Here is a 14,084-nt window from a genome sequence, read left to right as displayed (position 1 = left end):
GGTCCTTTGGCGTGTGGGGGATTAGAGTTGGGTGAAGGCGGCGACGGCGGGATCGGAACCGATGCGCGCACCGGACTCCAGTGCCGTGATGGAGGCGAGTTCGTCGTCGCTGAGTTTGAGGGACGTGGCCGCGAAGTTTTCGCGGAGCCGCGTCGGATCAGCGGACTTGGGGATGACGATGGTGCCGGCGGCGAGGTGCCAGGCCAGGATCACTTGCGCGGGACTGGCGTTGTGGGCCTGCGCGACGGCGGTGACGGCGTTCCCGTTCAGGTCACCGCCTTGCCCCAGCGGGCTGTAGGCCTCCACGGCGATTCCCAGCGAGCGGCATTTGGCGGCCAGTTCGGCCTGCTGGTAGCTGGGGTGCACCTCGATCTGGTTGACGGCAGGAACGGTTTCCGCGGCTTCCAGCAGGGTGTCCAGATGCTCGGAGAGGAAGTTGGAAACCCCGATGGCGCGGATCTGCTTGTTCTCGTACAGCCGCTCCATCTCCTTCCACGCCTGGACGTAAAGCCCCTGCGACGGGACCGGCCAGTGGATGAGGTACAGGTCAACATAGTCCAGCCCCAGTGCCTTGCGGCTGAGCTGGAAGGCTTCCTGGGCGCGGCCCTGTTCGCCGTTGCGCAGCTTGGTGGTGATGAACAGTTCCTCGCGGGGGATGCCGGAGGCCGCGATGGCCGCGCCGACTCCAGCCTCGTTCCGGTAGGCCGCTGCTGTGTCGATGTGCCGGTAGCCTGCCGCCAGCGCGTCCTCGACGATCCGCTGGGTGTCTTCCGGGGGAACCTGGAAGACACCGAAGCCCAGCTGGGGGATGGTGACGCCGTTGTTAAGTTTCAGCTCTGACATGGTGGTTCCTTTGCTGATGAACACGAACTGGAAATGAGAAAACGCTTTCGGAAAGGCTCTCCCCTGAGCCTATGCACTTTTCCCCTGATAGTCAGCCCTTGACCCTGTCCCTGTTTTTCCTAGGACTGGCAGTCCTACCTTCGTTGTAGAAAGTGCCTGCCGGGGCCGTGCAGAATAGGGTGCATGGGTCAGAGCGCCGAGTTCGGAAAATTCCTGAAAGCCATGCGGTCCCGGCTGAGCCCGGAAGATGCAGGGGCAGAAGGTTCCACCGGCGCGCGCCGCGTTCCTGGCCTCCGCCGCGAGGAGGTGGCGAGGCTTGCCGGCGTCAGTACGGACTACTACATCCGCCTGGAGCAGGGGAGGAACATCCACCCGTCACGGACCGTACTTGATTCCGTGGCCCGCGCCCTCCGGCTGGACGCTGGCGAACACGCGCACATGATGGACCTCCTGGAAAACTGCGCCGCCAGCACGCGTTCCCCAGGACCGGCACAGGCAGTACGTCCGGCACTCCGCCAGCTCCTCGAGGCGGTGGGCGACGTCCCGGCGATGGTGCTGGGCCGCCGGACCGACGTCCTTGCCGGTAACCGGATGGCCTTCCTGCTCTTCACGGATTTCCCGGCCCTTCCGGCGCACGAGCGAAACCTCACGCGCTGGCTGATCCTCGATCCCGGTGCCCGGGAGCTCTTTCGTGACTGGAAATCGGTGGCGGCTGAAGCAGCCGGTGCGCTGCGCGTGGACGTGGGGCGGCACCCCAACGATGCCCAGGCCAACCAGCTGGTGGGCGAGCTTGCCGTCCACAGCGAGCATTTCCGCCAATGGTGGGCAGGGCACCGTGTCGCCACACGGTCCGCGGGCATCGTCCGGCTCCATCATCCCGGCGTCGGAGACCTGGAACTGAATTTTGAAAACCTGACCCTCCCGGACGATCCCGACCAGATGCTGCGGGTCTATTCCGCCAAGCCCGGGACGCCGTCGTCGGACGCCCTGGCGCTGCTGAGCCTGAGCGCGGATGCCGGTGCGGATTCACCCGCGGGCGCCGCCGCAGCGCCAGCGCCTCAGCGGACGGTTGCTGCCGAAGAGCCGCCCGCGGTCCACGACAGCCGGGAGTAACGGGCACTGCGCTTCCGCTGGCGGCTGTACTTTTGGCCAGCCCCGGCACTGGATTCTGGCCAGGAGCCCATTGGGAACAGATTGCCGCGTTCCTAGGCTGGAGTAGCAAGCTTTTTCTCCACCAAGGATGGTCTCAACGATGAAACGCATCGCACTGCTCAAGGAACGCCAGGCCACTGCCGCCAGCAACGGCCGGGCAGCCAGCACAGGCTCACACTGCCCGGCTTCCGGACTCTGGAGCCCCGAAGCTGACCCGCACACGGTCCTTTCCTTCTTTGAAGGCCATGTATTCCCCGCGTTCGACGGCGTGCCCACCGTATGGCGGCGGCGCACCATGGGCGTGGTCTCGTCGAATTAGCTCCCGTTAAAGCCCAACTGACTCGCAGTTAACGTCTTCAAAGTGCATTCCAGCGACGTTAACTGCGAGCCAGTGTGGATCGAACTTAGTGTTCTTCCAGCCGGAAACCGAGCTTGATGGTGACCTGCCAGTCAGCGATCTTGCCCTCTTCGAGGTGACCGCGGATTTCCTTCACCTCGAACCAGTCGAGGTTGCGGAGGGTCTGGGACGCCTTGGCGATACCGTTCCGGACGGCGTCGTCCACGCCTTGGGTTGACGTGCCGACAATTTCAGAAATGCTGTACGTGTGGTTGGACAACTTCGCTCCTCGTGATCGCCTTCGACTCCCGGTTGCGGGCCGTTCTCGAAGCCTAGTAGGACTTCAAGAACGTTGACCAGACCCTAGCCGGATGTTCCGTTGAGAACAGTCACGTTGGCGAGGGTGACATTCCTTCCGGTCGCGTGGAGGACGTTGCCGTCCTGCGGGGTGTCGGAGGTGACGGTCAGGTCCCGCACCGTCGAACCATCCGCTGCCACCACCAGGGTGACGCCTTCGCTGTGGGTCAGGACCACATCCGCGGCATTTCCCGTGGCCCCGGCCAGCGTGACGTTGCGCCGGTCACCCCAGATCACCGCGGGCTCATGGTACGTGCCGGGCTGGAGCAGCACCGTGACGGGACCCGGGTTGTTGGGTGGGATCGCCCCCACGGCACCCCGGATGCTGGCAAAGTCTCCAGTGCCGTCGAGGGCCACCGTGATGACCTTCGTTGCTGCGGGTTCCGTCCCGCCCAAGGGTCCGCCAAAGGCGCGCACCAACGCGGGAACCGCCGTCGTGGGCGTGAGCTCGTAGGCGTATGCTGCAGCCGGATCGAACGCAACGCCGCGCTGGCTGCCAGTGTTACCGGTGCACCCATCAAAGATATTGTCCCGGGCCACCAGCTCACCGCCCGGGCCCTGGTGGTGAAGCGGATTCCGGACATCCCGGAAGTAGTTGCCCTCCACCACCAGCAGGGCGGCGTTCCGTCCCAGCATTCCGTAGCTGGAGATGTCTTCCAGGTAGTTGTTGTAAACGTGGGACGCCGCGGTGTTGTCCAGGCTGGCGTTGCGTTGGTGGGTATTTCGGATCCAGTTGTGGTGCAGCGTCAGCCGGGTGACCACGTTCTGCGTCCAGCCTTCCCCCAAGGCCTTGTTGTGGTCCGCGAAGACGTTCCAGGACAGCGTGATGTTGTCGCAGTCCTTGCGGATATCCACCAGGCCGTCGCCCAGGCGGGTGAAAAACATGTGGTCAACCCAGACGTGGCTACAGGTGTCCATCTGGATCCCGTCCCTGTCGTTGTCCGGGCGTTTCCCTACGAAATCGCCAGGAATATAGGAGTCCCGGACAGTGAAGTTCCGGAACACCACATTGGAGACGCTGATGAGCTTGAAACCGGCGTTCACCACGGCCGCTCCTTCACCGGCTCCGAGGAAGGACTTGTTGGCCGTGACCGTCAGCTTCTCGTATTGCGGGAACGCCAGCTCGCCGTGCAGGATCACCACCAGCGGCTCAGCGCTCTTGGCGAAGGCCCGGAGCTGGTCCGGGGTGTTGGCGCGGACCAGCCTGCCACCCGCCCCGCCGGTGGTGCCGGCGCGGCCGTGCGCTGCGATTCCGGCGAAGCCCTGCGGTGCATCGGACCAGGCCCCGCCGCCGAGCGCGTGGTTGACCGGCAGGCCGGCTTCGGCGAAACCGTCAGGGCCGACGGCGGGACCCACCCCGCCGGTGTCCGCCGCCGTCGCTGACGGGCTGAGCAGTCCGGACGCCATCAGGGTGCCTGCCGTCAGTCCCGCCGCGAGGAGGGTACGTCGTCGGATATTCAGCTCTTGTGCTTCAGCCATCTCAGCCACGTCCAGCCGGGGTCCAGTCAGCAAGGAAGGCTTCCTTGGTGAACTTGAGGGCATCCTCCGGCGTGAGCTGGGGATGGAACTCGTTGACGTAGGCGCCTGGTCCGCTGTTGTTGAATTCGGCGAACCGTCCCTCTGTCCAGGAATGGCCGCTCATGTCGGACCAGCCCTGGACGGCGATGTGGCTGCCGAGGACCGAATCGCGGATCACGGCCATCGGGTGGGCGTTCGGATCGCTGCTGGCAAACCAGGGACGGCCCAGGCTGACGGTTCCGGGAGCAGCGTCGGAGGTGAGGGTGCTGTCTACGATCAGGATGCCGTAGGGGTTGGAGTCCTTGGTGCTGGGGGCAACGATGTAGCCGTTGTTGGTGGCGCTGCCGCGGTCAAGGGAGTGGATGGTGCAGCCGTCCAGGACGGCAGTGCCCCGTCCATAGATGAAGTCGACGTCGCCTTCGATGTAGCAGTTCTTCAGGTACGTACGGGCGGTGGCGTCGCGGCCGGTGGTGTCGGCGAGGTAGGTGTCCTGGTTACCCAGGAAGCGGGTGCCGTCAAAGGTGACGCGGTCCGCCACGCTGCGGACGGCAAGCGCCTGGCTTCCTCCGTTGGTGGCCTCGTCGTAGGCGTTCTCAACGGTGAGGTTCCGGACCGTTGTGCCCTCGGCGAGGACGTTGAGCGTGGCGCTGCCGCCGGCGCCCCACGTGCCACCGAAGAACTTCACGCCGTTGGCCGGGAGATCGTAGGTGACGACGACGTCGGCCGGGTTGGCGGTGGCGCCCTGGATGGTGAGGTTCGGACGGTCTGCCCAGACATTCACCGATTCCCGGTAAGTGCCGGGTTTCACTGTGATGGTGCGGGGCAGGGTGCTGCCGCTGGGGACGGACCCGATCGCCGCCTGCAGGCTGCCGAAGTCACCGGTTCCGTCCAGCGCAACCGTGATCTCCGTAGTGCTGTTCGGGGCGCTTTCCTCCAGCGGCCCTGCCCCGGCCGCAACGATCTTCGGGACGCGCGCGGCGTCGTCCTTCTGGTAGGCGTAGAACTGGGTGGGATCAAAGGCTGCACCCACGTTGTCCTTGCGGCCGCGCGTGCCGTTGAAGACGTTGTCCCGGTTCACCACTTCGGTGGCGGGATCCTTGGCGACTACCGGATCCTGCACGGCCGTGAAGCTGTTGCCTTCGAGGACCACCTTGGCTGCGTTGCGGCCCATCATGCCGTACTGGCCGATGTCCTGGAGGAAGTTGTTGTAGACGTGAGCTGCCGCGGTGTTGTCCAGGCTGAAGTTGCGTTGGGTGGTGTTGCGGATCCAGTTGTGGTGGATGGTCATCCGGGTCACGGCGTTGGCGGTCCAGCCCACGCCCAGGGCCTTGTTGTTGTCCGCGAAGACATTCCAGGAGTACGTGATGAGGTCGGAGTCCTTGCGCGTGTCGATCAGGCCGTCGCCCATGCGCTCGAACTTCATGTGGTCAACCCAGACGTGGTGCGTGGTGTCCAATTGGATTCCGTCGCGGTCGTTCTCCGGGCTCTTGCCGTCCCAGTCGCCCGGAATGTAGGCGTCCCGGACCGTGAAGTTCCGGAAGATCACGTTGGAGACGTTGATGAGCTTGAAGCCGGCGTTCACCACTTCGGCTCCGGCGCCCACCCCAATGAAGCTTTTGTTGGCGGCGACGGGAATCTTGAGGTAGTCCGTGGCCCTGAGGGTGCCGCGGATGAAGATCACCAGCGGTTCGCTGGCGGCCGCGTAGTCCTTGAGTTCCTGGACGGTGGAGGCGGTGACGATACGGCCGGACTGGCCACCGGTGGTTCCCGCCAGCCCATAGCCCGGGAGCGAAGCAAAGCCGTCAGGGGTCTGCTTCCACATCGCTTCCGGGGTTCCTTCGGCCGGAGAAATCGGGCTGGCCGTGGTTCCGGCCTGGGGTCCCGGCCGCGCCTCGGCCGGTCCGGCGTGGGCGGCCGGAAGTGCCGTGAGGCTCCCCAGCATAACGACGGCGGTGGCCGCGCCTAAGAGACGTCGCAAACTCATGCAAAACTCCTTTGTTTTGTTTCCGGGCAGCCTCCAGCCCGGACTTCGGTAAGGGTTGTTCAGTCAGTGATGCGCGCGGAGAAGCGTTGTGGGCCTTACTTCAGCCCGGTGGTGGCGATGCCGTTGATGAGGTACTTCTGGCCGGCGATGAAGAAGCCGATGATGGGGGCGATGGACACCACGGACATGGCGAACATGGGGCCCCACATGCTCTGGCCTTCCGAGTCCATGAAGGCCCTCAGCGCCAGCGGCACCGTGTAGAGGTCCTGGTTCTGGATGTAGAGCAGCGGCCCGAAGAACTCGTTCCAGGTGGATATGAAGGTGAAGATCGCGGTGGTGGCCATGGCCGGCACGCACAGCGGCATGATGACCCGCAGGAAAGTGCGGAAGGGGCCGCAGCCGTCGATCTGGGCGGCGTCGTCGAGCTCTTTGGGCAGTGCCTTCATGAACTGGACCATCAGGAAGATGAAGAACGCGTTAGTGGCCATGAAGTTCGGCACGATCAGCGGCAAGTACGTATCCAGCCAGCCGAGCTGGGAGAAGATGATGTACTGCGGCACCAGGAGGACGTGGCCGGGCAGCATCAGGGTTCCCAGCATCAGGGCAAAGAAGAGCTTGCGTCCGGTGAACTCCATCCGTGCGAAGGCGTAGGCAGCCAGGGCGCAGGAGAAGATATTTCCAATGATGGAGAACACCACCACGATCAGGGAGTTGACCAGGTAGACGTGGAAGGGCTGGTTCAATGCCGTCCAGCCCTGTTCATAGTTGCTGAAGTCCCAGTTTTCGGGCCACAGTCCGAGCTGGCGGAAGATGTCGTTGCTGGGCTTGAACGAACTGGAGATCAGCCACAGCAGCGGGTACAGCATCACCAGGCCTACCAGGCACAGGATCAGGTGGCGGGAGAAGCGGGTGCCGGGGGTGCCGGTCAGGGCGTCTTCCGGGGCCGCGTCCTTCTTTTGCTTGTTTTTGGTGGGTAATTCGAGGAGAGCCATTGCGGTTGCCTTAATTGTCGTAGAAGACCCAGAACTTGGACGCGATGAAGTTGATGGCGGTGAAAATCGCAATGATCATCAACAGCAGCCACGCCATGGCGGAGGCATACCCCATCTCGAATTCGGTGAAGCCCTTTTGGTACAGGTACAGGTTGTAGAACAGCGTTGAATCCGCCGGACCTCCCGTCCCGCCACTCATCACGTAGCCCTGGGTGAAGGTCTGGAAGGACCCGATGAGCTGCATGATGAGGTTGAAGAAGATGATGGGGCTGATCAGCGGCAGGGTAATGCTGCGGAATTGCTTCCATCGGGAGGCTCCGTCGATGGAAGCCGCCTCGTAGTACATGGACGGGACCTGCCGCAGGCCGGCCAGGAAGATCACCATCGGTGAACCGAACGTCCACACGTTCAGCACGATCAGGGTGCTCAGGGCGAACTCAGGGTCGGTGACCCAGGCCGGCCCCTGGATCCCGAACAGTCCCAGGAAGCTGTTGACGATGCCGTCGTTGCCGAAGATGTAGCGCCACAGCATCACGATGGCCACGCTGCCGCCCAGCAGGGACGGCAGGTAATACACGGAACGGTAGATCGGCAGGGCGCTGAGTCCGCGGTTCAGCACCAGGGCGATCAGCAGGGCAACGGCAAGTGAGATCGGCACGGAAACGAAGGTGTAGATGAACGTCACCTTCAGCGATTGAAGGAGCCGCGGATCCTCGAACATGGCCTGGAAATTGGCCAACCCCACGAAGTTTGGCTCCGTGAACAGGTTGTAGTCCGTAAAAGCCAGATACAGCGAGGCGAAGAACGGGATGATCGTGAACAGCATGCCGATGAACCACGGCAGCAGGAAGAGGTAGCCCGAGCGCTGGTTGGTGCGCCGGGAGGGGCCGCGCTTTGTCTTGCCGCGCCCCGGTGCGGCGAGTGAAGCGGCCGCACCGGGGGCTTGTTTTGTCAGCACTGACATGGCGTCAGGTTCCTATCTGCTTAGCTGGGTATCTGAGCGTTAAACGGCTACTTGTTGATGGCGGCATTGCTCTTCTCAAGGAACGTCTTGGCTGCATCCGCCGGGGTGACGCGGCCGAACTCAACTTCGGTGGCGAGTTGCTTGAGGGTGTCGGCCACTACGCTCGCGCCCTTGGGGTAGACGTAGGCCGGTGCCAGTTCATCCTTCTGGATGTCGGCCACCATCTGCACGAACTTCGTGTCATCCGCACCGAGCTTGGGCATGATGGCTTCTGTTACCTCGGGGTTAATGGGCACCCCGCGCTGGGTCAGCGTCTCGGCGGCGCCGTCCACGTCATTGATCAGGAAGTTCAGCAGTTTGGCAGCTTCCTTCGGGTGCTTTGACTTTGCGGCCACAGACCAGAGCATGCTGGGATCGGCGGAGTAGCCACGGCGCTTCTCAGTGGTTTCGCCGGGCATCCGCAGCAGGACAAGGTTCCCGCCCGAGGCTTCGTTGTATCCACGGAAGTTGTTGATGGGGATGATCTGCGAAGCCACCGTTCCCTTGGCCAGGTAGGACTGCGCCGGGGACCCGCCGATTTGTTCGAAGAATCCGGCAGGCGGGTAGCCGCCGGCCTTGCGCAGGTCCACGCTGTACTGGAACCACTCGCGGATGGTGTCTTCGCTGACGCCGAGCTTGTTGTCCTTGGTGTAGAAGTCCTCGCCGCGCTGACGGGCGAAGAGGATGGGGCCGGTCTCGGTGGCCACATCGTAGCCGGCTCCGTAAATCTTCCCGCCGGTCTTCTGGGTCACCTCGGTAGCGAACTCGGCATAGTCCTCCCAGCTCCAGGTTTTGTCATCAGGGATGGTCACGCCTGCCTGATCGGTGATGGTCTTGTTGACCACCATGCCGATGAGGTTGACGCCGGTTGCCAACCCGTACAGTTTGCCGTCCACCTCACCCCGGCTTTGGATGGTCTGGGGAATCTTCTCGAGGTTGATCTCGGGCAGCGACTTCAGGTCTGCCAGGGTGCCGCGTTGCGCGTATTCGAGCAGGGTCCGGTTCGCCATGTTCAGAACGTCAGGCGGATTGCCGCCGGCGAAGCGGGTGGCCAGCTTGTCCGCGTAGGGGCCGCTGTCCTGGTATTCGCTCTTGACCGTGATGCCGGGGTTCTTCTCTTCGAAGATCTTGATTGCCGCGTCTGTCATCTTGGCCCGGTTGGAATCACCCCAGTACACGAAATTCAGCTCGACGTTGCCGCCGCCGGCGGACGGGGAGGTTGCCCCTCCGCAGCCGCTGAGGGCCAGGCCGGCAGCGGTCAGTGCTGCACCCAGGATGATCCTGCGCGGGATAGGGGTGCTCGTGGTCTTCTTCATCGAATGACGCCTCTCTAGCGGGGTATGTCGGGCTTGTTCCGGCCACTGGCCAATATGCAGGTAGCAGGGAAACTTTCTGGGGCAGATTTGCGCTCAAAGGCATCCATCTGCCGATGAATATCGGTGGAAACTCCCAAAAAAACTTTCGAGTAAACGATTTCTAGCAAGAAAACGCTGTGACTGTCAACACAATTTCGAAAGTCATTGGTTTCGTTTGTACAGAAACTTTCTGTGCCACTTGCCGAATATTTTCGCCATAGCTATGCTGATCCACACATCCCGGACACGCCACCCAACCAGGAGGTCTGCTTGGCTATCCACAGCACGCCGTCAGCTGCGGCCCCCGGTTTTTCGGACCAAGTCCCGCCGCTCGTCACCCACTGCACCGGACTGCAGCTGCCCGCCGGCAGTGCGCCCAGGCCCTACCTCCACCCGGTGCTGTCCCTTGGCGGCGCCACCGTCACGGAAGCCGGACCGGCCGATCACCCACACCACCTGGGCCTGTCCGTCGCCTTCTCCGACGTCAACAGAACCAATTTCTGGGGCGGCTCCACCTTCACGGCCGCCAGCGGGCCGGTGCTCCTGTCGAACCACGGAACGCAGTTCCCGCACGACTGGCGCTCATCCACAGGAACGGACGAGGCAGGGGAGTCCGGCGCCGTGTTGTGGAAGTCCGCGTCAGGCGACGAGCTCGCCGCCGAGGAGCGGCACATCCAGCAGTTTGCCCATCCGGAGCCCGGGAGCTGGAGCTTGTCACTGTCCTCGGTGATCCGTCCGGCGGCGCGCGTCGAGCGGCTGGCGGTGTCGTCGTCGGCCGTCAAGGGCAGGGCAGGCGCCGGATATGGCGGCATCTTCTGGCGGTTTCCCCGCGGCAGCGATGACCCGGTTGTGCTTTCCGACGCCGGCACCGGCGCCGACGCCGCGCACGGCTCACGCTCACCCTGGCTGTCGGTCACCATGCGGCTCGAGGGCGGACCCGTCAGCGTTGTGCTCGGGCAAGACCCCGGTCACCAGCTTCCGTGGTTCATTCGGGCGGAGGGCTACTTGGGGGCGGGACCAGCCGCAGCTTGGTCTGAACCCGCACACGTGGACGCGGAAACTCCCCTCAGGCTTGGCCTGCACGCCGTCATCCACGACGGAGCGGTGACAACTCCCGCCCGCGCCCTGGAACTCCTCCACCAGCACCCCCGACTCAGCCGCCCCGGCGCAACCGACAGGACATCATGACTACCCCGCGTCCCACCCCGCTCTACAGCAACCCCGTCCTCAACGGCGACTGGCCTGACCCCGACGCCATTCAGGTGGATGGCGTCTACTACCTGATTGCGTCGAGCTTCAACAGGGTGCCGGGGCTCCCCGTGCTGAAGTCCCGGAACCTTGTGGACTGGGAGCATGCCGGCCATGCCCTCCCCGAACTGCCCCAGGGGAGCCACTACTCCCTGGTGCGCCACGGCAGCGGCGTATGGGCCCCGGCCCTCCGGTACCACGATGGGCGCTTCTGGATCTTCTATCCGGACCCGGACCACGGCATTTTTGTCCTCAGCGCGGAAAAGGCAGAAGGGCCGTGGAGTGCCCCGCACCTGCTCTACGCTGGCCGCGGCATCATTGATCCCTGCCCGCTGTGGGACGAGGACGGTGAGGCCTACCTGGTCCACGGTTGGGCGCACAGCCGCGTCGGGGTGAAGAACCGGCTCACCGTCCACCGGATGGCCGCGGATGCGAGCCGCCTCCTGGACCATGGAACCCACGTGATCAACGGCGCCGACCTCCCGGGTTACACCACCCTGGAAGGACCCAAGTTCTACAAGCGCGGCGACTGGTACTGGATCTTCGCGCCGGCCGGCGGCGTAGCCACGGGCTGGCAATCGGTCTTCCGCTCACGGTCCCCGTTCGGCCCGTACGAGGAGCGCAAGGTGCTCGAGCAGGGCGAGACGAACGTCAACGGTCCCCACCAGGGCGCCTGGGTCACCACCCCCGAGGGTCAGGACTGGTTCCTGCACTTCCAAGACCGTGGCCCCTACGGCCGGGTGGTCCACCTCCAGCCCATGGGGTGGGGCGCGGACGGCTGGCCCTGGATGGGAACTCCCGGGGACGACGGCGGACCGGGAACCCCGGTGGCCAGCCACCCCTATCCAGCGGGAACCTCGCAGGAAGACGTGGCACCTCCGGCCAGCGACGGCTTCGACTCGCCGTGGCTCGGGCCGCAGTGGCACTGGCAAGCGAACCCGCGCGAGTCGTGGTCGTTCCAAGGCGGGGGAGGACAGTTGGTCCTCCGTCCGCAGGCCAACGACCCCGTGAACCTGCGCGAACTGCCCAACGTACTCGGCCAAATCCTGCCGGGCACCCCGTCCACCTTCACCACCACGCTGGAACTGGACGGCGTCCCGGCCGGCACCCGGGCCGGCGTCGTGGTCCTGGGCCAGAAGTATGCCTGGCTGGGAATCATACGGACCGGGGACGGTTACGTGCTGGGTAGCGGCACCGGCGGGGAGGGGCCGCGTGAGGAGCGGCCAAGCCGGCAGATACCGCTGGACGGCCCGCGGATCGAGCTCCAGATCCGCACTGATGCCACCCCTCGCTCCACTTTTGCCTGGCGGACCGGGCCGGGAAAGCCGTGGGAAGTCCAAGGCTGGAACTTCGACGTGGTGGAGGGCAAGTGGATCGGCGCCGAACTGGGCATTTTCGCCGCGTCACCGCTGGGCTCGCAGGAAAGGGGCAGTGTTATCGTTGGACCCGTGCGGGTGGAGGCTGCGCCGGCACGCCGGAGAGTCGCCCCGCATTATGCCGCCGCCGCTTCCAGATGATCGCAAGGACCGCACCGTTGACAGCCACTCCGCGCCCCAAGATCGCAGATGTGGCCGCAGCAGCAGGCGTTTCGGTGCCCACCGTGTCGAAAGTACTCAACGGCCGGTCGCACGTTTCCGAGGCAACGCGGGCAAAGGTGCGCCAAGCCCTGGAGGACCTCGACTACACCAAACGCAACGTCCCGGCGGACCAGCCGGGGCTGCTGCAGTTGGTGGTTAACAACTTCGACTCGCCCTGGGTACTGGAAATCATGGAGGGCGCCGAGGCCGCTGCCTCGCGGCTCGGCTACTCCATTGTCTATACGCGGGCAGAGCACGCCACGGCCGAGAACTGGCGGAAGCTCCGGGAATCTTCGGCCAACCGGCTCGCCGGCGTGGTGCTGCTCGCTCCACGGCGCGGCTCGCGGCTGGTGACCACACTGCGGAGCCTGAACATTCCCGCGGTGGCGGTGGATCCCGAAGGCGCCGAGGGCCTCACCATACCCAGCGTCAGCCCGGCGTCGTTCTCCGGAGCGCTCGCCGCGGTGGGACACCTGCTGGAGCTGGGCCACCGCCGCATCGGGATCATCACCGGACGCGGGCACGGATCCGGCCACAGCCGCGCACGGTATGCGGCGTACGCTGCCGCACTCCACGAGGCGGGGCTGCCCGTCCTGCCCGAGCTGGTGCGCGATGGCGACTTCAGTATTGAGTCCGGCGTCCGCCACGGCGGGGACCTCCTGGACCTGCCGGAGCCTCCCACGGCGATCTTCGCCGCAAACGACCTCCAGGCGCTCGGGGTCATGAACGCCGCAGCCGGCCGCTCCCTGAAGATTCCAGGGGATATCAGCATTGTGGGCTTCGATGACATCGCTCAGGCCGCACTGATGTCGCCGCCGCTGACCACCGTCCGCCAGCCGCTCTCCCAGCTGGCGTCCATGGCCGTGGGCATCGTTGCCGAACAGCTCGAGCAGCAGGGGCCGGCGGCTCCGGTTGCGCTGGAAGTTGCTACAGAACTGGTGGTTCGTGGCACCACTGCCGCGCCACGGGCGAAATAGCCAAGCGTCGAAACGCCCTAATCTCTAAGCCCTGGGCGCGCCCAGCACGAGGTTCTTGAGGTCATCGAGGGTCTGCTGCATGTGGTCGTCCATGGCTTGGCGGGCACGGGAGGCGTCCCGGGACTCCAATGCTTCTGCAATGTTCTGGTGGTGGGCTATCGCGTGGACCTGGATCTCCGGCACTGCAGACGTTTCGGCCCGACGCTTCGCCAGGACCCGGTGCAACGGTTCGAAGAGCACTGCCACGAAAACGTTCTCGGACGCGTGCAGGATCAGGTCATGGAACGCCAGGTCCGCCTCGACAAACGCGGGGAGGTCGTTGGCCTGGTTGGCTGCCCGCATGGCGGCCACGCATCCGTAAAGCGCCTGGATATCGGCATCGCCGATCCTGCCTGCAGCGAGCTCGCAGGCCCCCGTCTCCAGCATCCTGCGGAGCTCGATGAGCTGGACCGACGCGTCGGCCTCGTTCTTGCCCTCCGACGCCGCCCGTAACACTGCCTCCAGGGAAGCCCATCGGTTCAGCGGGTTCACAAACGTCCCACGGCCCCGCTCAACGCTAAGGATCCGCTGGGCCTCGAGGGTCTTCATGGCCTCGCGGACGGTCATCCGGCTGACTTCGTGTTTGGCGCTAAGTTCAAGCTCCCCGGGCACGCTGGATCCAGGTGGGAACTCGCCTGCAATGATGCGGTCCAGAAGCTCGTCGGCTACGACGTCCACCAGTGATTTCCGTGCCATGTTTTC

General features: G+C 64.6%; 13 protein-coding genes. 5 read left to right on the top strand and 8 right to left on the bottom strand.

Annotated features, from left to right (window positions below):
- Positions 1 to 21: 21 nt before the first annotated feature.
- Entirely contained in the window at positions 22 to 843 is an 822-nt protein-coding gene (locus ACFC25_RS05535) for an aldo/keto reductase (protein ID WP_376044404.1), read from the bottom strand.
- A 183-nt stretch (positions 844 to 1,026) separates the two neighbouring features.
- On the opposite strand from ACFC25_RS05535, the gene ACFC25_RS05530 reads away from it, so the two are divergent.
- On the top strand, positions 1,027 to 1,956 hold the full coding sequence (locus ACFC25_RS05530; RefSeq protein ID WP_376044403.1) for a helix-turn-helix domain-containing protein: 930 nt from the start codon (positions 1,027 to 1,029) through the stop codon (positions 1,954 to 1,956).
- Between the two features lie 139 nt (positions 1,957 to 2,095).
- The gene (locus ACFC25_RS05525; RefSeq protein WP_376044402.1) at positions 2,096 to 2,314 is read left to right on the top strand and encodes a hypothetical protein; all 219 of its coding nucleotides are present in this window, start codon (positions 2,096 to 2,098) and stop codon (positions 2,312 to 2,314) included.
- Positions 2,315 to 2,399: 85 nt separating this feature from the next.
- On the opposite strand, the gene ACFC25_RS05520 is transcribed toward ACFC25_RS05525, so the two are convergent.
- The 6 genes from ACFC25_RS05520 to ACFC25_RS05495 all read right to left on the bottom strand — a co-directional run bounded on the left by ACFC25_RS05520 (position 2,400) and on the right by ACFC25_RS05495 (position 9,502).
- Positions 2,400 to 2,612 carry a dodecin gene (locus ACFC25_RS05520; protein ID WP_066287620.1) on the bottom strand — a complete coding sequence of 71 codons (213 nt, stop codon included), beginning with the start codon at positions 2,610 to 2,612 and terminating at the stop codon, positions 2,400 to 2,402.
- Positions 2,613 to 2,695: 83 nt separating this feature from the next.
- Positions 2,696 to 4,201, bottom strand: coding sequence for a pectate lyase (locus ACFC25_RS05515; RefSeq protein ID WP_376044401.1), 1,506 nt, complete (start codon positions 4,199 to 4,201; stop codon positions 2,696 to 2,698).
- Positions 4,170 to 6,191 carry a pectinesterase family protein gene (locus ACFC25_RS05510; RefSeq protein WP_376044400.1) on the bottom strand — a complete coding sequence of 674 codons (2,022 nt, stop codon included), beginning with the start codon at positions 6,189 to 6,191 and terminating at the stop codon, positions 4,170 to 4,172. The genes ACFC25_RS05515 and ACFC25_RS05510 overlap by 32 nt, the downstream gene beginning before the upstream one ends.
- Positions 6,192 to 6,286: 95 nt before the next feature.
- The gene (locus ACFC25_RS05505) at positions 6,287 to 7,183 is read right to left on the bottom strand and encodes a carbohydrate ABC transporter permease (RefSeq protein ID WP_337345547.1); all 897 of its coding nucleotides are present in this window, start codon (positions 7,181 to 7,183) and stop codon (positions 6,287 to 6,289) included.
- 10 nt (positions 7,184 to 7,193) lie between these two features.
- Positions 7,194 to 8,147 carry a sugar ABC transporter permease gene (locus ACFC25_RS05500; RefSeq protein ID WP_337345548.1) on the bottom strand — a complete coding sequence of 318 codons (954 nt, stop codon included), beginning with the start codon at positions 8,145 to 8,147 and terminating at the stop codon, positions 7,194 to 7,196.
- Positions 8,148 to 8,194: 47 nt separating this feature from the next.
- Positions 8,195 to 9,502 (bottom strand): extracellular solute-binding protein, encoded by a 1,308-nt coding sequence (locus ACFC25_RS05495; RefSeq protein WP_337345549.1) that lies wholly within the window; start codon positions 9,500 to 9,502, stop codon positions 8,195 to 8,197.
- Between the two features lie 309 nt (positions 9,503 to 9,811).
- Between ACFC25_RS05495 and ACFC25_RS05490 the strand changes: the two genes are divergently transcribed.
- From ACFC25_RS05490 to ACFC25_RS05480, 3 genes are read left to right on the top strand one after another with little or no spacing between them, the layout of a single operon-like run.
- Positions 9,812 to 10,729 (top strand): PmoA family protein, encoded by a 918-nt coding sequence (locus tag ACFC25_RS05490; RefSeq protein ID WP_376044399.1) that lies wholly within the window; start codon positions 9,812 to 9,814, stop codon positions 10,727 to 10,729.
- A complete protein-coding gene (locus ACFC25_RS05485; protein ID WP_376044398.1) occupies positions 10,726 to 12,306 on the top strand; it encodes a family 43 glycosylhydrolase in 1,581 nt (526 codons plus the stop codon). The genes ACFC25_RS05490 and ACFC25_RS05485 overlap by 4 nt, the downstream gene beginning before the upstream one ends.
- Positions 12,307 to 12,323: 17 nt before the next feature.
- Positions 12,324 to 13,343, top strand: a complete 1,020-nt coding sequence (locus ACFC25_RS05480; RefSeq protein WP_337350730.1) for a LacI family DNA-binding transcriptional regulator — start codon at positions 12,324 to 12,326, stop codon at positions 13,341 to 13,343.
- Between the two features lie 24 nt (positions 13,344 to 13,367).
- On the opposite strand, the gene ACFC25_RS05475 is transcribed toward ACFC25_RS05480, so the two are convergent.
- Positions 13,368 to 14,078, bottom strand: coding sequence for a FadR/GntR family transcriptional regulator (locus tag ACFC25_RS05475; protein WP_337350731.1), 711 nt, complete (start codon positions 14,076 to 14,078; stop codon positions 13,368 to 13,370).
- Positions 14,079 to 14,084 lie beyond the last annotated feature (6 nt).

The sequence above is a fragment of the Pseudarthrobacter sp. NPDC055928 genome (genome assembly GCF_042270935.1).
Classification (GTDB): Bacteria; Actinomycetota; Actinomycetes; order Actinomycetales; family Micrococcaceae; genus Arthrobacter.
Note: the sequence above shows the minus strand (reverse complement) of the source record. Positions and strands in the feature narration are given on the sequence as shown.